22 protein-coding genes are annotated in these 23781 nt (G+C 42.5%); 6 read left to right on the top strand and 16 right to left on the bottom strand.

All coding sequences use genetic code 11. The annotated features are described in order from the left end of the window. Nucleotides 1-389: 389 nt before the first annotated feature. Nucleotides 390-2765: an ATP-binding response regulator gene (locus IM485_RS05720; RefSeq protein ID WP_104397668.1), complete on the bottom strand. Its 2376-nt coding sequence runs from the start codon at nucleotides 2763-2765 to the stop codon at nucleotides 390-392. Nucleotides 2766-3044: 279 nt separating this feature from the next. Between IM485_RS05720 and IM485_RS05725 the strand changes: the two genes are divergently transcribed. The 3 genes from IM485_RS05725 to kaiC all read left to right on the top strand — a co-directional run bounded on the left by IM485_RS05725 (nucleotide 3045) and on the right by kaiC (nucleotide 6102). Continuing rightward, entirely contained in the window at nucleotides 3045-3974 is a 930-nt protein-coding gene (locus IM485_RS05725) for a circadian clock protein KaiA (protein WP_104397669.1), read from the top strand. A gap of 57 nt (nucleotides 3975-4031) precedes the next feature. Beyond that, a complete protein-coding gene (gene kaiB / locus IM485_RS05730) occupies nucleotides 4032-4346 on the top strand; it encodes a circadian clock protein KaiB (protein WP_002733742.1) in 315 nt (104 codons plus the stop codon). Nucleotides 4347-4539: 193 nt separating this feature from the next. Further along, nucleotides 4540-6102, top strand: a complete 1563-nt coding sequence (kaiC, locus tag IM485_RS05735; protein ID WP_002733602.1) for a circadian clock protein KaiC — start codon at nucleotides 4540-4542, stop codon at nucleotides 6100-6102. Between the two features lie 416 nt (nucleotides 6103-6518). Here kaiC and IM485_RS05740 read toward each other — a convergent pair whose 3' ends face one another. From IM485_RS05740 to IM485_RS05765, 6 genes are all read right to left on the bottom strand, one after another. Continuing rightward, complete coding sequence (locus tag IM485_RS05740; RefSeq protein ID WP_104397670.1) at nucleotides 6519-7514, bottom strand: lysylphosphatidylglycerol synthase transmembrane domain-containing protein; 996 nt, start codon at nucleotides 7512-7514, stop codon at nucleotides 6519-6521. 70 nt (nucleotides 7515-7584) lie between these two features. After that, nucleotides 7585-8682, bottom strand: coding sequence for a sulfotransferase family protein (locus IM485_RS05745; RefSeq protein WP_104397671.1), 1098 nt, complete (start codon nucleotides 8680-8682; stop codon nucleotides 7585-7587). 5 nt (nucleotides 8683-8687) lie between these two features. After that, a complete protein-coding gene (locus IM485_RS05750) occupies nucleotides 8688-10076 on the bottom strand; it encodes an aspartate aminotransferase family protein (RefSeq protein ID WP_287741860.1) in 1389 nt (462 codons plus the stop codon). A gap of 509 nt (nucleotides 10077-10585) precedes the next feature. Then, nucleotides 10586-10819 (bottom strand): photosystem I reaction center subunit IV, encoded by a 234-nt coding sequence (locus IM485_RS05755; RefSeq protein ID WP_002767446.1) that lies wholly within the window; start codon nucleotides 10817-10819, stop codon nucleotides 10586-10588. Nucleotides 10820-10894: 75 nt separating this feature from the next. Then, the gene (locus IM485_RS05760; RefSeq protein WP_104397673.1) at nucleotides 10895-11524 is read right to left on the bottom strand and encodes a DUF6391 domain-containing protein; all 630 of its coding nucleotides are present in this window, start codon (nucleotides 11522-11524) and stop codon (nucleotides 10895-10897) included. A 385-nt stretch (nucleotides 11525-11909) separates the two neighbouring features. Continuing rightward, nucleotides 11910-12611, bottom strand: a complete 702-nt coding sequence (locus tag IM485_RS05765) for a 16S rRNA (uracil(1498)-N(3))-methyltransferase (RefSeq protein ID WP_287741862.1) — start codon at nucleotides 12609-12611, stop codon at nucleotides 11910-11912. Between the two features lie 315 nt (nucleotides 12612-12926). On the opposite strand from IM485_RS05765, the gene IM485_RS05770 reads away from it, so the two are divergent. The 3 genes from IM485_RS05770 to IM485_RS05780 are packed head-to-tail and all read left to right on the top strand — an operon-like array spanning nucleotide 12927 to nucleotide 15451. Next, nucleotides 12927-13094, top strand: a complete 168-nt coding sequence (locus tag IM485_RS05770) for a hypothetical protein (RefSeq protein ID WP_192576015.1) — start codon at nucleotides 12927-12929, stop codon at nucleotides 13092-13094. 9 nt (nucleotides 13095-13103) lie between these two features. Further along, nucleotides 13104-15044 carry an AAA family ATPase gene (locus tag IM485_RS05775; RefSeq protein ID WP_287741863.1) on the top strand — a complete coding sequence of 647 codons (1941 nt, stop codon included), beginning with the start codon at nucleotides 13104-13106 and terminating at the stop codon, nucleotides 15042-15044. Next, nucleotides 15044-15451 carry a hypothetical protein gene (locus IM485_RS05780; protein ID WP_104397677.1) on the top strand — a complete coding sequence of 136 codons (408 nt, stop codon included), beginning with the start codon at nucleotides 15044-15046 and terminating at the stop codon, nucleotides 15449-15451. Before IM485_RS05775 ends, IM485_RS05780 begins: the two co-directional genes overlap by 1 nt. 42 nt (nucleotides 15452-15493) lie before the next feature. Here IM485_RS05780 and IM485_RS05785 read toward each other — a convergent pair whose 3' ends face one another. The 9 genes from IM485_RS05785 to secA all read right to left on the bottom strand — a co-directional run bounded on the left by IM485_RS05785 (nucleotide 15494) and on the right by secA (nucleotide 23764). Beyond that, nucleotides 15494-15745, bottom strand: a complete 252-nt coding sequence (locus tag IM485_RS05785; protein ID WP_104397678.1) for a hypothetical protein — start codon at nucleotides 15743-15745, stop codon at nucleotides 15494-15496. A gap of 4 nt (nucleotides 15746-15749) precedes the next feature. After that, nucleotides 15750-16508: a hypothetical protein gene (locus IM485_RS05790; RefSeq protein ID WP_287741866.1), complete on the bottom strand. Its 759-nt coding sequence runs from the start codon at nucleotides 16506-16508 to the stop codon at nucleotides 15750-15752. Between the two features lie 30 nt (nucleotides 16509-16538). Next, complete coding sequence (locus IM485_RS05795; protein WP_104397680.1) at nucleotides 16539-16931, bottom strand: Mo-dependent nitrogenase C-terminal domain-containing protein; 393 nt, start codon at nucleotides 16929-16931, stop codon at nucleotides 16539-16541. A 328-nt stretch (nucleotides 16932-17259) separates the two neighbouring features. Beyond that, nucleotides 17260-17394 carry a hypothetical protein gene (locus tag IM485_RS05800; protein ID WP_287741868.1) on the bottom strand — a complete coding sequence of 45 codons (135 nt, stop codon included), beginning with the start codon at nucleotides 17392-17394 and terminating at the stop codon, nucleotides 17260-17262. Between the two features lie 73 nt (nucleotides 17395-17467). Continuing rightward, a complete protein-coding gene (argS, locus tag IM485_RS05805; protein WP_104397681.1) occupies nucleotides 17468-19225 on the bottom strand; it encodes an arginine--tRNA ligase in 1758 nt (585 codons plus the stop codon). 92 nt (nucleotides 19226-19317) lie between these two features. Then, complete coding sequence (locus tag IM485_RS05810) at nucleotides 19318-19704, bottom strand: type II toxin-antitoxin system VapC family toxin (RefSeq protein ID WP_104397682.1); 387 nt, start codon at nucleotides 19702-19704, stop codon at nucleotides 19318-19320. Beyond that, the gene (gene vapB / locus IM485_RS05815; RefSeq protein ID WP_002750932.1) at nucleotides 19704-19931 is read right to left on the bottom strand and encodes a type II toxin-antitoxin system VapB family antitoxin; all 228 of its coding nucleotides are present in this window, start codon (nucleotides 19929-19931) and stop codon (nucleotides 19704-19706) included. Before vapB ends, IM485_RS05810 begins: the two co-directional genes overlap by 1 nt. 41 nt (nucleotides 19932-19972) lie before the next feature. Next, complete coding sequence (gene ispF / locus IM485_RS05820; RefSeq protein ID WP_104397683.1) at nucleotides 19973-20452, bottom strand: 2-C-methyl-D-erythritol 2,4-cyclodiphosphate synthase; 480 nt, start codon at nucleotides 20450-20452, stop codon at nucleotides 19973-19975. 495 nt (nucleotides 20453-20947) lie between these two features. After that, nucleotides 20948-23764, bottom strand: a complete 2817-nt coding sequence (secA, locus tag IM485_RS05825) for a preprotein translocase subunit SecA (RefSeq protein ID WP_104397684.1) — start codon at nucleotides 23762-23764, stop codon at nucleotides 20948-20950. Nucleotides 23765-23781: the final 17 nt, after the last annotated feature.

Genomic DNA, 23781 nt, shown 5'->3' on the forward strand with positions numbered 1-23781 from the left:
CTATCAACAACTCATGCTTGTAAAGTTTGTACAATAGGGCTTTGAGTTTTTGTTAGATTGATATTTATCAACTTTAGAGCATTGCTGGACAGAGAGGGAGCTTGGGGAATTTTCTACAGTGTAAGTTCGGAAGAACCAAAACTTTTTCAGCAAGCCCTAATTAAATTATGATCGCGCCGTAACGCACCATCTTAATTTGTAGGGTGCGTTAATGTTCTCGGTTCTTCTCTTTTTCTCACCTAACGGCTGGTCGATTTTTTTGAGAAAATTGAGTTAATAATCTCTAGGTTGAGTTAAGGTTTGTAGTTACGCTTTAGCGCCAACTTCTGGGGAAAATCGGGCTAGAGCATCGACATTGCTTGTATTCCCAAGACTTGCCTGACTTGCCCTTACCGTTTTTTGTGGCGAGAAAAAGCCAGATCAGCAGTCTCGATTACCTTTAATAGCTGTTCAATGCGGTTTTCCGTTGGGGGGGCCAAACAGGGAAAAACGACTAAACCGGGGATTTGATTGGCCACCTCGGTGACAGCCACATCAAGGGTGACTAGGGGTAAATTAGCGAGGGTTTGCGACTTGCTCAAGGTTTGTAGATAAGAGTATAAATCCTCTGTGATCGAACTATCGATTAAGATAGCGTCCACCTCCCAGACAGTAGCTAAAAGTTCCGCCTGTTCGCAACTATCGGCCTCGATAAAACGATAATTTTCCCGGACTAATTGATTATTCCAAATCCAGCTAAAGGAAGATAAATCGGAGAAATTGGGGGCATAATGACCGTGTAAACGCAGCAGAGTCGGAGCAGTGCGCCGTTTGCGGCTAGGAACAGGGGAAACGGTCAGATTCAGGCAAGCTTGCAGCGCAGCCGATGTGATCGGCGGAACCAGAAAACTATCGGCCCCTTGCTGTTGACTGCGGTTGCGCTCGGAATCGGCGGCGGTGACAATAACTTTTATATCTTTGGTTTGGGGATGGGATTTCAGCAGCGTTAACACATCCCAACCGGACAAGAGGGGTAGATTAGGATTGAGAAAAACACAACGGGGTTTTAACTGACGAGCTTTTTCGATCGCCTCAGTGCCGCTACGAGCGATAATGGCTTTTAATCCCAATTCACTCAAGCGATCGACAAACTGTTCGATCACTTGGGGATTAGCTTCCACCACTAACACCAGACGCTGGGGAGTGGCGGACTCCTGATCGGCACCTTGGGGATGAACCGGCAGCAGTAAGGTAAATTGACTACCTTCCCGGGCCCTGGAGACAAAGGATAGATCGCCACCGTGACAGCGTGCTAATTTTTGGCTGAGGACTAAACCTAAACCTGCACCCTCAAATTGACGGGTGAAAGGACTTTCTAGCTGTTGGAATTTCTGAAAAATCAGATGCTGGGATTCTTCTGGAATACCGATCCCCGTATCCCAGACGGTAAAAGCCAGCCAATTTTCCCAACGATTAACTTTAATGCCCAAATTACCGCCATCAATGGTGAATTTCACCGCATTATCTAACAAATGCACTAACATCTGTTGTAAACGGGCTTCATCGGCCAGAACATAATCTAACCCCGATTCGATGTCAAGATGATAGCTGCTGGGGAGATCGAGACGTTGGGGATATTTATCGACGATGATATCGTAAACCCGTTGACAGAGGCGATCGATTTTGACTCTAGTTAAAGTTAATTGTAGTTGTCCTGTCTCTAGGCGGGTTAAATCGAGGAGATCATTGACCAAAGCCATCAACTGGCGACCGCTGCGATAGATTAAATCGGCATATTTGGACTGTCGGGGGTTAAGTTCACCAATTTTTTGTTCCCGCAGCAGACTGGAGAGACCGATAACGGCGGTGAGGGGCGATTTAAACTCATGGCTAACACAGGCGAGAAATTCATCCTTAAGACGATTTAAATGGACCAGATCGGCATTTTTAACCGCTAATTCCTGACAATATTGCTGTTGTTCGGTGATATCGGTGGCTAACAGTAACCATAGTCCTGAAGCTTTCTCGATCAAAGGATAATTATCCGTTAAATTTAACGGCACGGACAACAGGCGCCAAGTCTTAGTTAAACCCGATGTCACCGTTTCTAGACGCTGGGGAAACAGGGGGGGAGTGGGGGATGGGAGGGTTAAGGGGTCATTAACTAAAGCCAAGGCAGAGTTATCGATATTAGCGGGGAAAGCTGCCCCGATTTGTTGACACCAAGCCTGATTTTGGTATAAAATTCCCGCTTCTGGACTGTAGAGCAGCAGCGGCAGCGGTAATTGTTCTAGAAATTCCAAAGGATGATCGCTGCGGGGGGGGGTAATGCGATCGCTGATGCGGAGCTGCGGGGGAGGATCATCGAGAATCGAGCGCCCGAGACAAAATTGCAGAAGTTTGCCCGTGTCTAAGCGTCCTAACAGTTTGCCCTGAGCATCGACTAAAATAGGGGCTTTTGCGATCGCTTCTGCCGTCAGGGTGGCTAGAAACTCACTCACGGCCATGCGCGAGTTAAGAGGGATAATTGGACGCAGCCAACCGCTTAGATCGAGACGGTTGCAGGAGGGGTTTCTGGTTTCGGGGTACTGCTGTTGATAGAGGAGGTAAGCAATCAGGGCTTGACTCTCAATCAGTCCTAGTGGACAATACCGCTCATCCACCACCACGATCGCTTCTGGATTGCCCGTGTTAATTAAATCGCAAAGACTGGCCCTGTCGATAATTAATTCACAGGTAGTGACAGATTGATTAAAGTGATGGAGACTGAGGGTAACGCTAGGCATGGGGATAATTGGGGAGGGCGGTGGCGGTAACTTTAGGGCATAATTAACAAACTGATGGCCAAACTATTAGTCGTCCTAGAACTTGAATTTACCTTGATTATGACGCTCGCTCATCTAGAGAACCGCTCCATTGATTACAATTAACTACGATACCCACTGCCAAAAAGCAAAGTTAACTTTTAACTTCCTTTAGCTGATGGCGGGGGGGGTTGTCTTCTCAACAGAGAAAGCCTAACCTATTGTTTGTCAATTTCTATCTACCTTGCGGGTGAGAAAACGTTGCCTCCGAGACTGACTATTTATGCTTTTGTCCCAACGGACTCACCCTTAACGGGGGTGAGTTCACCCCTGGGTCTGGTTAATTCTTTGACGGCTTTATTGGCTAATGAACGCTATAATCTAACCCTGGGGTCTTCTTCTAGCGAATTACTGGCTAATATCGAAGCAGAGAAGGAAAAAATCGATTGTTTGCTGGTGGTCTCTCATCCTTCCCTACAGCCGACTTTTAATCAACTCTACGAAGCGGGGATTTTACTGCCCGTAGTGATCATTGTCGCTGACAAAAACATCACTGCCGGAACGAATGACTCTCCCACCTGTCTCTATCATAGTGCCGAATTACAAATCACCGTCAAGGAATTAGACAGCATCACCGCCGTCATCGACCAAGCGATCGCTAGATTTCTCCATTTAGCTCCTAACTGCTCTTTTTCCGAGCGGACTACGATTGTTAACCAACCAAATCCCGTGGCCAATAATCACAGTTTTCTCCTCCTACAACAGCGCCGTTTAGCGGAAAAATTAAAAGAAAGACTCGGCTATTTAGGTGTTTACTACAAACGCAACCCGCAGCTATTCTATCGCAATCTTGCCCCAGAGGAAAAAAAAGAATTACTGCGGGAAGTAAGAGCAGATTATCGGGAGATTATTTTAAATTACTTCCAACAGGATTATCCGATTAATCAAGCGATCGACGAGTTGGTTAATAATGTCTTTTTTACCGATCTCTCGGTGTCGCAAATTCTGGAAATTCACATGGAGTTAATGGACGAATTTTCCCAACAGTTAAAATTAGAAGGCAGAAGTGAGGAAATTCTCCTAGATTATCGTCTCGCCCTTATTGATATCCTTGCTCACTTGGGGGAAATGTATCGTCGTTCCATACCTCGCGAGGATATCCCTTATGATTTATTATTGGGAATAGACTAAAATCTCCCCCCATAAATAGCGATGAACTCGTATCCCCAGCCCCTTTGATCCTAACCTATGAGCGTCTTCAAAAAAACCTATGTTTTAAAACTGTACGTCGCTGGCAATACACCCAACTCTGTGCGTGCCTTAAAAACCCTGAAAAATATCCTAGAAGAGGAATTTCAGGGAGTGTATGCGCTCAAGGTGATTGACGTGCTGAAAAACCCACAACTAGCGGAGGAAGACAAGATTCTTGCTACTCCTACCCTTGCGAAAGTCCTCCCTCCCCCGGTGCGGAAAATTATCGGTGATTTGTCCGATCGAGAGAAGGTTCTGATCGGTTTAGACTTACTGTACGAGGAAATTCGTGAACGAGAAAATGATAGCTAGGTCTTTGGCCATAGGTGATTAGACGGGTTATATTTATTGAAGGAGAAATGATCGGGGCGTAATCTAGTACGTCTATAGGAAAGTCAAGAGTCAATGGAAATCGAGATGGTGTAAAGTGTCTAGTCAGGCTTGATATGTTTCTGTGGAAAAATTAGATAAAAATCCTACTCTTTAAATACTCGCTGGATAAATAATGACTCAATCTAACTCTAATAGCCAATCAAATCCACCGATTAAACCCAAAGGTGTTCGCAAAATTAGAACTCTAATTGAAGGTTTTGATGAGATCACTCACGGTGGTTTACCCATGGGGCGAACTACCTTAGTTAGTGGCACTTCTGGCACGGGAAAAACCCTGCTTGCTGTGCAATTTCTCTACCACGGGATCAAGTATTTTGACTATCCGGGCCTGTTTGTTACTTTTGAAGAATCTCCCACCGATATTATCCAAAATGCCTATAGTTTTGGTTGGGATTTAGAAGAATTAATTGACCAGGGTAAATTATTTATTCTCGATGCTTCTCCAGATCCGGAAGGTCAAGAGGTGGTGGGTAGTTTTGATCTTTCGGCCCTAATCGAGCGCATTCAATACGCAATTACCAAATATAAAGCCAAACTGGTATCAATTGACTCTGTAACTGCCGTTTTTCAGCAGTACGAAGCGGTCTCAGTTGTGCGGCGAGAAATTTTTCGGCTCGTGGCCCGGTTAAAATTATTAGAAGTGACTTCAATTATGACCACGGAACGTATCGAAGAATACGGAGCGGTGGCCCGTTTTGGTGTAGAGGAATTTGTCTCTGATAATGTGGTAATTATGCGGAACGTCCTAGAGGGAGAAAGACGACGCAGAACCGCAGAAATCCTCAAATTACGGGGAACAACCCACATGAAGGGGGAATATCCCTTTACTATCACCAATGATGGCATTAATATCTTCCCCCTCGGTGCGATGCGTCTAACTCAGCGCTCTTCTAATGTCCGCATTTCTTCGGGAGTAAAAACCCTTGATGATATGTGTGGAGGCGGTTTTTTCAAGGATTCGATTATTTTGGCCACAGGAGCAACAGGTACGGGTAAAACTCTCTTAGTCAGTAAATTTCTGGAAGAAGGCTGTAGGCGCGGTGAGCGGGCGATTTTGTTCGCTTATGAAGAATCTCGCGCCCAATTGTCCCGAAATGCTTCTTCTTGGGGGATCGATTTTGAGGAGATGGAACGCAAGGGATTATTAAAATTATTGTGTTCTTACCCGGAATCGGCGGGATTGGAAGACCATTTACAGATGATTAAGTCGGAAATCTCGGAATTTAAACCCTCCCGCATTGCCATCGATTCTCTATCGGCGCTCGCTCGCGGGGTGACAAATAATGCTTTTCGGCAATTTGTGATCGGGGTGACGGGATACGCCAAACAGGAGGAAATTACGGGATTTTTCACCAATACTACCGACCAATTTATGGGAGCGCACTCGATCACTGAATCCCATATTTCTACGATTACCGACACGATTTTAATGTTGCAGTATGTGGAAATTCGTGGCGAAATGTCGCGAGCGATTAACGTCTTTAAGATGCGCGGTTCTTGGCACGATAAAGGCATTCGTGAATATACTATCAGTCAGGACGGGGCGGATATCAAGGATTCTTTCCGCAATTACGAGCGGATTATTAGTGGTTCTCCGACTAAAATTAGCGTCGATGAAAAGACTGAATTATCGCGGATTGTTCGCAATGTACGCGAAAAATTACAGGATGAATAATCGGGAGTTGACTGATGGAGATTATTTTGAAGAGCGATCGGGTAAAGTCGGTCTTAGGGAAAATAACCACCAGATCAACAAACCTAAGCTAATCCAGAGAATATCTTTAACCAGGCGAATTTTTAAAAACTGTGCTTTCTAGATTTTTTGTCCTCAATCCAGACTTTTGGGGGGTTCTACCCCCCAAACCCCCCGTTGGGGGCGTGGCGCCGCCCCCAAACCCCCGCGCATTAGCTTTTCGGTGGGATGCTTACACGCAGTTGTTCATATATTTGTACTAATTTAAAAGTTACTGATAATACTAAATCTGGTTATTAAAGACTGATTATTTATTCCCCTTTTTGCATGAGTACATGAGTACGTGAGTGCCTCTCCTGATATGTTACCTATACTCAACGGATTTAGTATGATTGAGATTATTTTGAAGAGCGATCGGGTAAAGTCGGTCTTAGGGAAAATAACCACCAGATCAATAAACCTAATATAATCCAGAGAATATCTTTAACCCGGCGAATTACAGAAATCGCTAAACCTAATTCTAGACTGCCGGTTAAGGAAGCACCCAGCAGCACTAAAGAACCTTCTAAAGTACCGATATTAGCGGGAATAAAAAAGGTTCCAGCGCGTACCAATTGGGCAACAGAATCAAATAACCAAGCATCGGCAAAACTGATCGGATGTTGGAGAAACTGCATTAAAACATAGATTTCTAAAACTCCGAGGGGCCAATTGAGAAAACCGACGATCAAGCCATTTCTAAATAGGGGCAGATTCCGGTAAAATTCTCCTAAACGATCATCGACACTGCGAAGATTTTCTAAAGGTTTGGCTAGGCGATCGCCTAAAAAAGAATGACCTAATCGATTAACTATTCGGGAGGATAAACGGAATCGCTGAATCAAGAAAAATATCAGAATACAACTGGAGAATATAGCAAGACTTAATCCGGTAAAAGTTTTAAAAGAATTAGAAAATTTTGGGGAAGCTAGGAGCAGAAAAAAACCGATAATTGCAAAGAAGACAAGGGAAGCAGTATTTAACGTCTTGGTCAAAATAATCGAGGCACTGGTTTCTTTATAGCTAATCTGATAGTGAGTTTTTAACATCACTGCTTTAAAACCTTCTCCTCCCAACGAAGCGAAGGGAGTCACGCGATTAAAGGCTGCCCCTACCATGTAAATTAATAATAGGCGAATTGTCCATCTAGGTTGGATAGGCATACTTTTAAAAGTTAGTTGCCAAGTAAAAACATCGGTGAGAAATTCTAGGAAATAAAAAATAATCACTAATGTCATTCCCCACCAACCGACTAGGGTGATTTGTTGCCAAACTTCTTGCAGATTTGTTTGGCGTAAAATTACCCCTAGTAAAACAAAACCTAAACCCAGAAAGATAAATTTAAGATATTTCATATTAAATTATGAGTTATGAGTTATGAATTATGACTGATAACTGATATCTGATAACTGAAAAAGCTGATGACTAAAAATAATTCCAACGTTGAATAAATGGCAGCCAATGGGATTCGACTAACTCGATCGCTTTTGCATCTGGGGGATAATTATTTTTTTTATATCCTTGCAGACTGCTGATATATTTCTCAAAGCGAGGCATAGCTATTTTTAAGTCGGGAAGTTGCAGTTGATCGTAAATTTTCTCGATTTGTGCTAGGGGGTCTTTTTCTAAATCCTCAAAACGAATTTCTACAAAACTATCGGCGGGTAAATCGGCACTATCTCCCAGGAGAGAATTAAGCATTGGGGTATAACTTTTCAGAATCGCTTGCTCGATGACATCAATAGATAAATTATCGTAGGGTTGCAGTGCTAGTTCCGGTAGGATGCGGGTGAAAAAGTGACGGGTTGAGGGAAAAACTAGATAGGGATTGCGGTAGATATGAATAAATTTAGCATCGGGCCAGATAGATCGCAATCTGGCGATGTGTGCCGTATAAACGGGGTTTTTGATTAGTAATTGTTTGTCTTTTTGATGGATGGAAACTTTTTTTAATAGATGAGTATGCCAACGTTGCCAATTGGCGATTTCTTTCTCGCTGCAGCCTTGAAAAAAAACCCCTCGCTCGAAATGATACTGAAAACGTTGGGGAAAGTATAAACCATGGTAGTAGGAAAGGGGGATCATGCTGGCCAGGGCGATCGAGTCTTCTTGGGGTGAATTGGGAGTAACAGCGACGTTATCCACATGGCGATCGCTAGGTAGGGCTAATTCTAGCAGCGGTTGAAATAAGCGGACGATACCGAGGATATCCCAGGGTAATCCCACCGCTAGGGGTGAAATATAGCCAAAATGCTCCGATTGACCGAGTAAATTGTGCAGATGGGTCGTGCCGCTGCGCCAATAGCCGACAATAAAAATGGGTGCTTTTACCTGCACGCGGCGCTCATAAAACCCTGTCATCAAAATTCGTTCTAGGGTAGAAAAAGGCAGTCGCGCTAGGGTAACTGCCAGCGCCAGGGTTGCTGGGGCAAAATTGGGGCGATCGATGCCGCCATTGGTCAAAAATAAACGTAATAGGGTACTAAGGTTACTACCGCAGAGGGGATGAAACAAACTGGACATATTAACTATTTTTTGGCAGTTTTTTGGCGTATAGCTTGGCTGGCCAAGGTTTTACCGAATTCCCAAGCGGCCCCAGGGAAGCGGTGTGCATCAGCGACCACATCTTTAACGGCGGTGACAAGCCAACGGCAATCCTCATCGGAGAGGGTGAGGGGGGGGATAAACTTAATGATATTCATGCCGTGGCCGGAAACCTGGGAGAGGATTTGATGGCGCGTAAAGAGGGGAACGACGATTAACTGGGAAAATAGCCCTTTATTGGCGGTTTCTAGCATTTTCCAGGCAGCTTTTAGTGACCAACTGCTCGGCTCGGCAAATTCCAAGGCTATCATCATACCCAATCCCCGCACTTCCTGCAAACATTCGTACTGATCTACGAGGGGCCGTAGTTCTGCGATAATTTGTTGACCGATTACGGCCGATCGCTCGACTAATTTTTCCTCTTCAATCACCTGTAAAGTGGCAATACCGGCGGCCATGGCCAGATTATTTTTACCAAAAGTGCTACCGTGAACCACAGAACGATCCATGCGATCGAATACTCGATCGAAGATCCAGCGACGACAGAGAACCGCTCCCACTGGCACAAAACCACCCGAAAGAGCCTTGGCAACACATAAAATGTCTGGTTCTACCCCCCAATGTTCTACAGCCCAAATTTTGCCAGTCCGGCCTAAACCGGTCTGCACTTCATCGGCTACAAAAAGAGTGCCATAACGACGACAAAGGGCAGCCGCCGCCGGGAGATAGTTCGGTTCAGGAATTCTCACCCCGTGACCTTGGATCGGTTCGGTAATAAAAGCCGCTACGTCTTGGTTAATTAGAGCTTTTTCGAGCGCAGCTAGATCACCGAAGGGAATTTCCTTAAAATCGGCGACAAAAGGCCCAAATCCCTCACGATAATGGGGATCGCCAGTGGCGGAAAGGGAACCCATGGTTAACCCGTGGTAGCCTCCCTGACAGTAAACAATTTTGCTGCGTCCGGTGGCGTAGCGGCTGAATTTAATGGCAGCCTCGACGGTTTCTGTGCCGGAATTAGCAAAGAAAACTCGTTCTAATCCGGTCGGGGCGATCGCTGCTAACCGTTCCGCCAGCAATCCCGCTAGGATAGAAGCATCCAATTGGACTAAATTGGGCAATGCTGCCGTCAATACCTCTTGTAAAGCTTGCACGATCTTGGGGTGATTGCGTCCGAGAGCGAAAACACCAAAACCACTCAGTAAGTCCAGATACTTTTCCCCGTGATTGTCGAATAGGTAAGCACCTTCGGCTTTAACGTAGTGGCGATCGTAGCCGATCGTTTTTAGTACCCTAACCATCTGGGGGTTTAGGTATTGTTCGTGGAGGGCAAAGTTTTCTTCTAGTCTTTTTTCTATCAGTTCTAAAATGCTCATAAATTCCAGATTTGATGACTGAAAAACTAATTTTTAAACACCTAAAACCCGATTATGTTGATGGCACATTATCATGATTTTTGGCTATCTAATATCATAAATTATTTGATATATTTTGTCAAGTATTTAAAAACTTATCTAGGATAATGAAACTAATTAACTCTTGTTGGCTAAAGGTTCAAGCGACTTTTAGATAATTTGTTAGTCAGTTTTTATATAGTTGGCGCGCAAGCGATGCGCCCAAAATGTAATATCAGTAAACAGTAAACAGTGAACTGATTACTGATAACTACCTAAGCAAAATTAATTACACATTTCGATAAAGCTTTTGCCTGTTGCCTGTTGCCTGTTGTCTGTTGCCTGTTGCCTTTTGCCTTTTTTCACTAGGAAATTTATTTTGCACGACTACTTAACTGATAACTGATTACTGATAGCTATAAAAAAAACCGACCAACAAGAGAGAATTCCCGTCAGTCAGTCGGTGAGGATAGGCCGAATTTTAGTCAGCTTTATTTCTTAGCGGGGGCAGCCTTAACGAGTTCCAATTCACTTTCAGCGAAGTTATTGGTATTCAGTCCACCGGCGCTACCACTAAAACCGTGGTAGTTAACAGTGTTAAAACGGACGATAACGGGATAGAGGATACCACTTTTGTCAACACTGGCTACGGTTCCTACATCGTTGTACCAGTAAGACTCTTTACGTTTGATTCTAACTTTGGCTCCGCGTTCGATTCCAGGCATAGGTGTTTTTTTTTAGGGTTTAGTTAACAGGTTACAATCAGAGCGAGTTTGCCGAAAGGGTTTTTACTTTAAGTTTTATTGCAAATCTTGCCACTCTGTTTGGACAAAATGCCCCGAACGTCCCCATAGGTCTGCCTTTGGTGCAATGTTAACGATTGTTAAGTTAAAAGGAATGGCCGTAGTCAGGTATTTTTGGGCCGACATTCCCACATCTGGCCCGATTTGAAAAGCGGTGGCAGTGGCTAAACCTAAGCCTAATAACTGAGAAATCGGACCTCTGGGGAAGACAAGATGAGTTCCTAAGACTAAGCCAGCGGTTAAGGCTAAAGTTACCGATAAATTGGTGCCACAACGCGGATGTAGTGCCAATTGCCCCTCGCCATTTTTGAGACGATGAAGAGCCTGTTTGGCCGCAATTTGCAGTTCATTTGTATTAATCTGTCCGTAGAGATAAAAACCCCTATCGGTGGAGAGTCCCCCCAGGGCCTCGTTATCTGCGGGGGAATGGTCAAAAGGCGATTGACGACGGGCAGCCATTTCGCTTAATACCCAGACGGTGGCGTGTTCCAAGGCGTGAACCTGTCGCAGGGTGAGAAATTCTTTGACACCGGGGATAAAGCCGATTTGTGCCAGTAAATCGCTGTCTTGCTGGGGCGAGGGGTTAAACCAGTCAAAAGAGGGGTTAGAAGGGCTACTAGAGGTCATAAAGTTGCGCTAGGGCGAGTTTTTTCGGGGAAGATGAGGGTGCTATTCGACAAAAAAGGGAAAATCTGACCACTGGGGAACTGCTGCTAGTTTTTGCTTTAGGTAAGGTTTGCTGAATAAATCTAAAAACCTTGTTGGATAAGACTTCTAGACTTTTTTGAAATCCAAAAGTGCCGGGCATGGGAGTGAGCAGGGGGAAAATTCCGGGACTTTTTCCCTGAAAATTGGGTAATTGACCACCTGAAAACCGGTAAAACCCTACACCCTACACCCTACACCCCACACCCTGCCCCCACAAAAAACTTTTTGCCGCAAACCCTAGTTAAGAAGCGAAAGGATTTCAGTTATCTCGATTGCTAGTCTTGGTCATAAAAACTGTAGTCAATTAGCTGTCTAAATAGGCGTTAATGATAGCGAGAGCCACTAAGGGAGCGGTAATTGTTCTCAAAATGCGTTTTCCCAGTGATACAGGTAGAAAATTAGCGGCGATTGCTTGTTCTATTTCTGTCTCCGTCCATCCCCCTTCCGGTCCGATGGCCATGGTTATCTCGGTTGATGTTTGTAATTGAGAAAGTAGCGGGGCCACTGTTCTACGGGTAACACCAATATAACAAGTTGTCTGTGGGTTAGCTCCCCGGTTAAGGATGGCTAAAAATGACTGTGGTTCTTCGATAATGGGAATAATCTGTCTTTCTGATTGTTCTACAGCTTCCCGGGCAATTTTTCGCCAACGGTCAATTTTTTGAGGACTAGGATTGACTAAACCGCGTTCTGTTAGCAGCGGGATAATCCGATAAACTCCTAATTCGGTGGCAGCGCGAACGATATCATCAAAGCCATTTTTGGGAATTGCTACCATTAAATTCACTTGTACTGGTAGTTCGCTAGTTTCGTTTATCGCTTCTAAAAGATGGGCCGAATTATCAATTATTTCCGCTAACCACGCTTGTCCTTGTCCATTTAGGGCAATAAAACGGTCATGGGATTTTAAACGAACAACTTTTTTAAGATAATGACTTTGTTCAGATGTTAGGGCAATTAACCGGTTTTCTAGGGTATTAAAATCAAGAAGAAGACGATAATACAAGGCGGTTTAGTCTATATTACTATTGTGTTCAGAATCACTGTCAGCTATCTATTTTAGCTTTTATGGTGTTTTTGTATAGGGTTGAGAGTAGATCAGCTTATAGCAGTTATCTTAATGGTGAAGTACGAAGTTTTCCTTTTGGGTAGTCAGTCGTCAATACCAAATTAGGTTATACTTCATGTTTATGACAAAGGCTATAACTCACTATAGCCTTACCTACTCAGATCTGTTATAAAATTTATCCTCATCAAGGTATCTCTTGCCAAATAAGCATTAAGACTTGACAATACCCACTCCCCAACCCCCAGAAAATCCATGGACATAACTGCTAAAATTAAAGAAATAGCCCAAAAATATGAGATACCTCCCCAACTGCTAAAGGAAGCCATGGCTTTAGAAGTAGAAAAAATTACTCTAAAAAATCGGCATCTATCAGCTAAAATTGTCAAACTCATCGAAAAATATACCGACTCCTCACAATAAATAAACTCTATGACTTTGAGACTGAAACAAATTCGCTTAACTAATTGGAAATGTTATCCTAGTCAAAATATTACTTTTAACCTGCATCCCAACAGAAAAATTCAGATTATCTTCGGGAATAATGGCCACGGTAAAACTTCTCTAATGACAGCGATTTTATGGTGTCTCTATGGGGTAGATATTGTATCTAAAGAGACTCTGAAAACCTATTTTTATAGAGGTAAGGATAATTCTTCACCGGCAAGAGAAATGCGGGTGGAATTAAATTTTACTAGAAACGAGAAAAATTACTTTATCAGTCGCACAGCGAAATTAAACGTTAATGGTAGCACTTCTTCTCTCAGCTTAGAGGAAGCATTATTTTATGAAGATGGAACCATAAGAAGTAACTCTAGGGAATATATCGAAGCATTGCTTCCTAAATCTATTCGAGATTTTTTCTGTTTTGATGGCTTAAAAATTGAACAATATACCCAGATAACTCAAACTAAAGAAGCAAAAGAAGCAATTGAAAAAGTTTTGGGTATCCCTGAATTAAGAAATCTGCGTGATGATACAGAAAAAGCCTTGCAAGAATTAGAAAACCGTTTAAATAAAGCAAAGGGAACCAGTCAAACTTTTAAAGATAAGCTGCAACAATTGCGAGAATTAGAAGAAGAAATTGATCTGCAACAAGGTCAGCGTAAAAATGCTAAAGATGAGGGAAAAAATGCTATAATTATTCATCAGGATGCTCAAGAAAAGGCCGCTCAGATTGAAAGTTTACGAGAAAAACTAGAGGAAATTCATAACTTAGAGAAAAAGCGTATCGGGTTACAAACTCAGTTAAATAACCTACAAAAGTCTATCGATTCTTGGTTAAAAAAAGCTTCGATACCTTTGCTGATTAACTTTGTGCAGGAAATGGCTGACGATTTGCAAGTTACTAGCTTAAAAAGCACTTATAAAACTAATTCTACAGCAATTTTAAGAGCAATACTTGACGATGAAAGTTGTTTATGTGGTCGTTGTTTAGATAAAAATTCTCGTGACTTTATCCTGCAACAAATTGCCGAACTAGAGTCCTTAGAAGTGGACAACGCCACCAGAATAGAAAAAGACCAACTTAGAATTGATTTACAGGGAATTATCCGAGATAATGCCAAATTTAGCAATTATAGTCAATTGCTTTTACAAAGAGATCTTTTAGAAGAAGAAATCGAAGAAATTAATCAACATATTAAACAGCTAAAACAGGAAACCACGGGAATAAATCAAGACTCGGTGAGGGATATTTGGCGAAAAGTTGACGAATCGGAAGGAAAAGTTAAGAAGATTGAAGAAAAGATCGAACGCTTGCAAAAGGAAATCGAAATCAAAGAAAAGCAATTAGAAAATTTACGCAAAGAAGTGGAAATTTTAGCTAGTGAAAATCAAACCACGTTGATGTTATCTAATCAGGTTAAAATGGCCAGAGGTTTAAAAAATGCCACTAACGAATTAATCGAATGGCATATCGATAATTCCCAAAAAATGATTAATCAAGTAACCAGCGATCGCTATTTACAAGTAACCAACAAACCAGAGGAATATAGAGGAGTAGAAATTACTCCCGAATACACTTTAGGAATCCGTACCCTCACGGGAAAATTATTAAATCCCGATGTCTTAAGTGCGGGAGAAAAGGAAGCTTTAGCTTTTGCTTTTATCACTGGTTTAAATCAAATAACCGATAATTGTGTTCCCCTAATTATGGATACACCTTTTGGCCATTTAGACAAAGAACATCAAAAAAATATTATTAACTCTCTCCCTAATTTACACTCCCAAGTAATTATTCTAGCTACCGATCGCGATCTTCCCGATCGACTTTTAAATCTGCTGCTTCCCCACACTACTGATATTTTTAAAATACACCGTTTGGCTGCCGATGAAGATGCTTCCGTGATTGAAGTGATGGAGAGTTACTAATGCAGAGAATCGATCCCAGTTTGAAGATTTATGCCTCGGAAACTTCCAGAAATTATCTACAGGTACTAAAAGATAATAAAACCTTTGAGCGCATGGTAGATGCTTATTTATTCGCCGCTGCTTTTGCCATTAAACAAGACTTCAGTATCTACGGAATCAATCTGAGCAATCGACAGGATTTAATTACTATTAGCCAAATCGAGCCAGAAGTTATTTTAGCTTTAACCGCAGGAATTTATATTATCTGTAAAAAGAATTCCTATCCTCAACCTAGCGATGGCAAAGAAATTTTAGATAAGATCTGTCAATACGCAGAAGTGGGATTAAGGGAATTAAAAGAACGCTGGCAAGGCAAAGTCAGCAATCAAATTCAAGCTGATATTGAGAGAATTATCAATAATCTCTAAAATTCTCCCTATCTAACTATCTTTTTTAGGGATAACGACAAATTAGATTCTTTCCACACTGCCAAAAAAGACGGGTTCCACGCGAATAGCAACGATACTAGCTGGACGTAAAACCATATATTCCCCTTGAATATTTCTGATCGGAACATTGATAAAATCCTGGGAATCGGCTTTCGGAACTAATTCCTTACTGTACCACTTTTGAAATTCTTGGATAGTCAAAAAACGGACTTCCTCGCGATGTCCACTGCTTAAGAACAAATGTACAGCGTACTCGTCAGCTTTTCTACTCATTTTTTTAACTAATCAGATTGAATTTTTGTAATAAAGTTGCCATTAAAGGCGGAAAAGTGAGACGCAATTCGCTAAGATCTGAGAAAATTAATTTTTGGTAGCTTGGCAGGTCAAAAGCTAGTTTACCCTTTAATTCCGCCCGATTTTGATAGGTTAGCAGAATTTGTCCGCCCTGTTTACAAGCGATCGCATAACCTAATTCTACACCCACTAGGGGACTGGGCAGTAATTCCGTTTCTTTTTGGCTAATCGCCGTAGCATCAGCAATAAATAATAAACTTTTGCGAATTTTGCGTAATTGACTATCACTCAACCGGGTGACATTGCCCTCAGTTCGAGGCGTTTCTTCCATAGTTAAGGGCAAACGGGAGCGTTTATTGAGATTTTCGACGGTTTCGGTCAAAACTGTTTTTAAAGCGGTGCTAGAGTCCTTAAATTGGCTTTGGGAGCTAAAATAAATGACGGGATCCAGCCAAGTGCTGAGGTCCTGTTTAGTAAAGTAAATTTCTTGGGAAATCAGGTCAATATTCGAGATGACGTAACCGCCACTACCTTCGAGGTAAAATTCCACCCTTTCCCCTTCTAGATAGCGTTGGAACCAGACAGAACCCTGTATCGTCAGACTATCATCGAGAAAATCGGCCCTTAAACCCGATTTTAAGAGACTATTGCGACTTAAGCGCAAGTCGTGGGGACGTTTGACAACCTCGCGGATAGGTTCGTATTTGTCCAGATACCAAGCTTTCAGAGCGATGATGGCCATAGGTGTGGCGATTAAAGACACTCTCCCATTTTAGCAGTAAGCACCGATATCCTCTCCACATTCATCGGCAAGGTAAGAAAGAGCGCGAAATCTTAACATCATCAGGTTTTCGTAGAGGGGATTTAGCTTGCAAAGGGGCGGAATCTCTAGAATTGTCCAGCTAAATAGGGTAATTTTCCGCGCAAAGGGACATTGAGCCGGAATTAGACGACAAATCTTGTGAGCTAGTTCAGGTGTATTGATTTCTAGATGATCGATTCGTTGCCGCAGGGGTTGCCATAAATCCCATTTTGGTTGCGGTGACGGATTTTTCCGATTGCCTTTCGACCAAGGGGCGATCCAATTAGAGACAATTATTTTATTTGTGGTATAATCTGATACATCAGCATCGGCCATAGCTTTATCTTCAATTGATTGACTCATAAGGTTCTATCTGAGACTACGGGAGGGCAAATGCTCTTTCCCTAAAATCCTCTAGGACTTTCGGACATTTGACCGCTTTAACGATAACATCTCTGGGATAAAATTACTCGTTAAGACTACACAGGAACGCTGGGGATGCGGAGAGGAAATTTGAACTTTTGTACTAATTCCCTGTCTCCGAGTTATCACCTGAAAGCTAATAGGCAACAGACGACAATAAGATAACGTCATGAGTCAGTTTAACTAGATTAATCTCTAAGCTTCGCCCAAAAATATTGGCTCTGATTAGAGCTATTTCTAGGTTAGCAAAAACTCAGGTTTTTTAACGTCAGCATAGTACACTTTTTCTGGGTATAAAATAGCACCCAGTTTTGTCAAAGATACGCAATGCAAGGGGTGGGGTGTGGGGTGTAGGGTGTGGGGTGTAGGGTGTAGGGTGTAGGGTGTGGGAATTATGAATCATCAATTATGAATTATGAATTGGGTCGTTTTTTTGCTGTGAATAGTAAACGATGAACTGATAACTGATAACTGATTTACATTCTTTCCAAAACGGGAATTCCCAGGAGAGATAAGCCTAATTTTAGGGTTCTTGCCGTTAAATCACACAAAACTAAACGGGAGGTTTTAATCGGTTCTGCTGCTTTCAGAACGGGACAATTCTCATAAAAACGATTATACTTTTTACTGAGTTCATAAAGATAATCACATAAACGATTGGGTAATAAATCCTCTTCCACGGCACTAATTACTTCCGGCAGTTGCAGTAATTGTTTAGCCAGAATTAATTCGCTTTCATCCTTGAGAATTAGCGGTGAATTGGCACTTAAATCCTGAAAATTAATACCACCTTCGCGACTGATACTCTGAACCCTAGCGTAAGCGTACAGCATATAGGGGGCGGTGTTGCCTTGCAGATTGAGCATTTTGTCGTAACTGAAAACGTAGTTACTATTGCGATTTTGGCTGAGATCGGCGTATTTAACGGCACTTAATCCGACGGTTTCGGCAGTATTAGCGATAAAATCGCCAGTTTCTTCTCTTTCCTCGCTTGCCAGTCTTTTTTCTAAGTCAGCTAGGGAACAGGCGATCGCTTGATCGAGTAATTCTTGTAGTTTTACCGTCTCCCCAGAACGAGTTTTTAATTTTTTACCATCTTCCCCTAAAACTAATCCAAAAGCGACGTGAACCACTGCCACATTATCGGGTAAAAATCCCGCTTTTTTAGCCACCTGAAATACTTGGGCAAAATGGTTAGCTTGTCCAGCATCGGTGACATAAATTATTCTTTCGGCTTTATCTTGACGCACTCGATAACAAATTGCCGCTAAATCGGTGGTGGCATAATTATAACCGCCGTCGGATTTCTTGACAATTAGGGGCAAAGGATCCCCCTCTTTGTTGGTAAAACCATCGAGAAAGACGCATAAAGCGCCATTGTCTTCTGTTAGCAATCCCTGTTGCTCTAATTCTCTGATTACTGTCTCAAGGTAGGGATTATAAAAAGATTCCCCCCTTTCAGTCAGTTTTATATCGAGAATATCATAGATTTTCTGAAATTCCCGCCGTGATTGTTGACAAAGTAACTGCCATGCTTGACGACTTTGAGGATCACCTGACTGTAATTTTACTACGGCTTGGCGGGCAGTTTCTTTAAAGTTTTCGTCTTCATCAAAACGAATTTTAGCCTTTTTATAAAAGCTAACTAAATCCCCTAAATCCAGAGCATCCGCTTGGGTTAAAGCCCTAGGATAAGCTTCTTGTAGATAGGTAATTAACATCCCGAATTGAGTACCCCAATCCCCGACGTGATTGAGACGAATTACTTGATGATGACGAAATTCTAAAATCCGAGCAATACAATCACCAATTATAGTCGATCGCAAGTGACCGACGTGCATTTCTTTAGCAATATTGGGACTGGAAAAATCGACAATAATTTTTTGACTGGGGTTAGCAGCGGCAACTCCTAAACGGTTGTCAATAATTAGGTCTTTTAATTGGGTTTCTAGATAACTGGGTTTAAGGGTAAGATTGATAAAACCAGGTCCAGCAATTTCGGGGGTTTGACAGAGATCATCTATCTCTAGATTTTTTAGTAAAGTTGCCGCCACTTCCCGGGGTTTTTGTTTTAATTCTTTGGCTAAAGAGAGGGAAATATTACATTGATAATCGCCAAAACGGGGGTTACTAGCGGCGACAATTAGAGGATCGGTATCAGTGAAGTTTTCACCAAAGGATTTAACTAGGGATTGGGAAAAACGCTCTTTTATTTGTTGGATAATGGCAGTCATAGAGAGAATTTAGCAATGAATTTTAGAAGTCTATGGGGAATTAGGAAATTTATCTTGCTCTCATCTTGAATAGAATTAAGCCGAACGAGGCATTATGTCCATTTTCTTGTTACATTATAAGCATCAAATTTAGTATCTTTACTAATTAGAATTAGCGATCTGTTTAGAGACTGAGCAATTAGCATTCTATCAAATGGATCACGGTGATGCAAGGGTAAAGTACAAATTTTTAGAGTATTAGAAAATGATATAGACAGTAAGGTTATATCTGATGCTTCTAGTTTAGTTTCAATGGTTTCATAACTTTTTTGTAGGGCTAACTTACCTAAATTTAACTTAATCGCGATTTCCCAGAGACTAACAATACTGACATAAACTTCAGGAGCAAAATCAATTTCCTCCCGAAGATTATTAGGCAAGTTAGAATCGTTTTCAGTTAACCAGATGAAAGTATGAGTATCCAGAAGAAAAGATGTCATCACATATATTCCTGAAAATCTTCCAAAGACTCATCAAAATCATCGGACAAAGGTAAGGTAAATGTACCTTGTAAAATTCCTGAACGACGTTTTCTAAGAGAAGGTTTCTCTATAATAACATCTGATTGATAATTGGCCATCAAATATTCAGCATAGTGCAGCAGCTCTATTTTTAAGAACTCTGGCATTGTTTCGACAGTTTCTAAGATTTTTGTGTCTATATTCATAAGTTATGGATACTTAATCTCAGCTAATTCTTACTAATTACTTATTCCTTAACCAATAAAACCACGGCATAAACTGCGATACCTTCTTCTCGTCCCACCGGTCCTAATTGTTCGTTAGTAGTGGCTTTAATTCCCACCTGGTCTGGATTAATCTTGAGAGTTGCTGCTAACTTGGCTCGCATCGCACTGAGGTGGGGTTTCATTTTCGGTTTTTCGGCGACAATTACCGAATCAATATTATTAATCTGCCAACCTTTATCGACAATTAATTGATTAACTTGCTCTAATAATTTTAAACTATTCGCCCCTTGCCATTGCGGGTCTGTGGGGGGAAAATAATGACCGATATCGCCTAAACTAAGCGCACCCAGCATGGCATCCATAATAGCGTGGGTTAAGACATCGGCATCACTATGACCCAATAAACCCACAGTATGGGCAATCTCTACTCCTCCTAAAATTAAAGGTCTTCCTGTTACCAATCGGTGGATATCGTAGCCGTTACCAATACGAATATTCATAGAGCAGTCCTCATTGTCGGTGTTTCTGCAAATGTGAGATGCACCCAAATTGCGGTAGAATTTTCTTGGGGATAATCTCCCAACTTCTGACTATCCACTGCCGATTACCGCAAAGGATAGCCATTTATTCTATCAGATTGAGAAGATATTAGGTAAGAACTAACTAAACACAATTAATTACACATATCTAACCACCTCTTGCCTCTTGCCTTTTGCCTATCCTAACCAAAAAGTTAATTTTATCCTACTTACTTATGATAACACTTGTGACTATATTTTTTACTGCCTTGCTGGCAGTTACGGATTTTACTTACCAAGTTTTGATTCATTTTCCCATACAAATCATCAATTTTTTGGGGTCGTTGTTGTCCTATGGAGTAATCGGACTGATAATTTTTGTCCTAGTCTGGATTGTGGGTGACTGATTTCTCAGGGGGAAAAAATGAGAGAATCAGCCTTAGCCAATTCTCCCCAATTTAAGCCAACTTTTAGTTTTTACTGTTCACTAGCCACTGCTTGGGGTTGTCCTTGCGGTTGGAATTGGAACAGAGAATAAACCACGTTACGACGGATATCAATCATCATTTCTAAAAACATCTCGTAGCCTTCCTGTTTATACTCAATTAGGGGGTCTTTTTGACCGTAACCGCGTAAACCAATCGACTCGCGTAAAGCTTCCATAGCTTGCAGATGTTCGCGCCATAACATATCGATTTGCTGCAGGATAAAATAACGTTCGGCATCGCGCATTAAACCGGCGCGAATATTATCCACTTGACGTTCTTTAATTTCGTAGGCTTTGCGAACTTCTTCGTGTAGGAACATCTTGATATCATTAACACTCATCTCCTCGACATCTTTAGCGGTAATATCTGCCAACAGATAGACGAATTCCTGAGATTTACTAATCAGTTTTTCCAAATCCCATTCTTCCGCCGGCAGTTCGGGATTAACATAAGCCATGACGATTTCATCCATGGTTTTTTCGGCGTATTGCAGCACCTGTTCTTTTAGGTCCATCCCCTCCAAAACCCGACGACGTTCGGCATAAATAGCGCGCCGTTGATTATTCATCACCTCGTCGTATTCAAACACCTGTTTCCGGGCATCATAATAGAAGGTTTCCACTTTTCTTTGCGCTCCTTCCAGAGAACGAGTTAACATTCCCGATTCAATGGGCATATCTTCTTCCACCCGGAAGGCATCCATTAAACCCGCCACGCGGTCGCCCCCAAAAATCCGCAATAAATTGTCTTCTAGGCTTAAAAAGAAGCGTGTGGAACCGGGGTCGCCCTGTCTGCCCGCCCGGCCTCGCAATTGGTTGTCAATACGGCGGGATTCGTGGCGTTCCGTCCCGATAACGTGCAGTCCGCCTCTTTCTACTACTTCATCGTGTTCTTTACCCGTGTAATCTTCATAGGTTTTGCGAATTAATTTATAGACTTCGCGTAACTTTTGAATAACCGGGTCATCCGTGGGGGCTTTTTCGGCCGCGATGGCGATTTTTTCTTCTACTTCTAATTCGGGTAAACTTTGAGTTCCGTGGGTATCAACGGCAAATTTAACCGCTTCTTTCAGGGCATTTTCTACCTCTTTCGGTAACTCGGTGGGAAAAATTTCCGCCGAGGCACGCCAGTTTTTTTTCTTCTTACCCGGGGCGAATCCTTGCGGGCGATTGCGTTCGCCTAAACTGGGTAAACTAAAGGCCAAATTGTCATCTTCGGGCATAACTAATTTGGGCATTAAATACTCGCGAATTTTCAATCGGGCCATATAGTCGGAGTTACCACCGAGGATGATATCGGTTCCCCGTCCCGCCATGTTCGTGGCAATGGTTACGGCCCCGGCCCGGCCTGCTTGGGCGACGATTTCCGATTCCCTTTCCACGTTTTCTGGACGGGCATTAAGCAAGTTATGGGGAATCTTTCTTTCCTGTAATAACAGCGAAAGGACTTCCGATTTTTCCACACTGGTAGTACCGACTAAAACCGGGCGACCCTGTTCGTGCATTTGTTGACATTCTTCGGCGACGGCGTTCCATTTTGCCTGTTCATTTTTATAGACCACATCGGCTAAATCTTGCCGACGAGAAACGCGGTTAGTGGGGATAATTGTTACTTGCAGGTTATAGACTTTTTCTAGTTCCGTTTCTTCGGTTTTAGCCGTCCCAGTCATGCCGGATAATTTCGGATAGAGTAGGAAAAAGTTTTGATAGGTAATCGTGGCTAAGGTTTGGGTTTCCTGTTGAATTTCTACCCCTTCCTTAGCCTCCACTGCCTGATGTAAACCATCGCCCCAACGTCGCCCCGGTAATACCCGTCCCGTGAATTCATCAACAATAACAATTTCACCACTGCGAACGATATAGTTAACGTCTTTTTTCTGGAGTTCTTTGGCACGAATAGCGTTAGAAATATAGTGCGCCCAGGGATTTTCTTGGTCGTATAAATCGGTAACTCCCAATAGTTCTTCCGCTCTTTTAAAGCCTTCATCGGTCATTAAAACGTTACGGTCTTTTTCGTTAACTTCGTAGTCTCCCGGTCCGTCTTCTACTTTTTGGCGCACTAATTGCTTGGCGATTTCGGCGGCGAGAATATATTTTTCTGTGGGTCTATCGATCGGTCCTGATATAATTAATGGAGTTCTGGCCTCATCGATAAGAATGGAGTCCACTTCGTCGATAACGCAGTAGTTAAAGGGTCTTTGGACAACTTCCCCCATCACTGTAGCCATATTATCGCGCAGATAATCGAAGCCGAGTTCGCTGTTAGTGGTGTAGGTGATGTCACAGGCATAATTTTTCTTTCTTTCTTCTGGACTCATGCCGGCTTGAATTAGTCCCACACTTAACCCTAAAAAGCGATGTACCTGCCCCATCCACTCCGCGTCACGACGGGCGAGATAATCGTTGACGGTGACGACGTGAACCCCTTTTCCGGTCAATCCATTCAAATAAGCGGGGAGTGTGGCAACTAGGGTTTTTCCTTCCCCGGTTTTCATCTCGGCGATTTGTCCTTTGTGCAGTACCATTCCCCCCAATAACTGCACGTCAAAGTGACGCATCCCTAAGACTCGGATTCCCGCTTCCCGGACAATGGCGAAAGCTTCGGGGAGGATTTCCTCGAGAATCTCCTCTCTTTCGTCATAATTTCTGGCTTTGTCTAATCTTTCCTTAAATTCGCTGGTTTTGCTCCTTAATTCCTCATCGGACAGGTTTTTAATGTCTTCTTCCAGCAGGTTGATTTCGGTGACGAGGGGCTGAAATTTTTTAATTTTGCGGGCGTTGGGGTCTCCGAGTAGGGCTTTTAACATAGCAGTTTTTATTCTCT

Origin of the sequence: Microcystis sp. M169S2 (assembly GCF_020245865.1) — a bacterium.
GTDB lineage: Bacteria > Cyanobacteriota > Cyanobacteriia > Cyanobacteriales > Microcystaceae > Microcystis > Microcystis ichthyoblabe_A.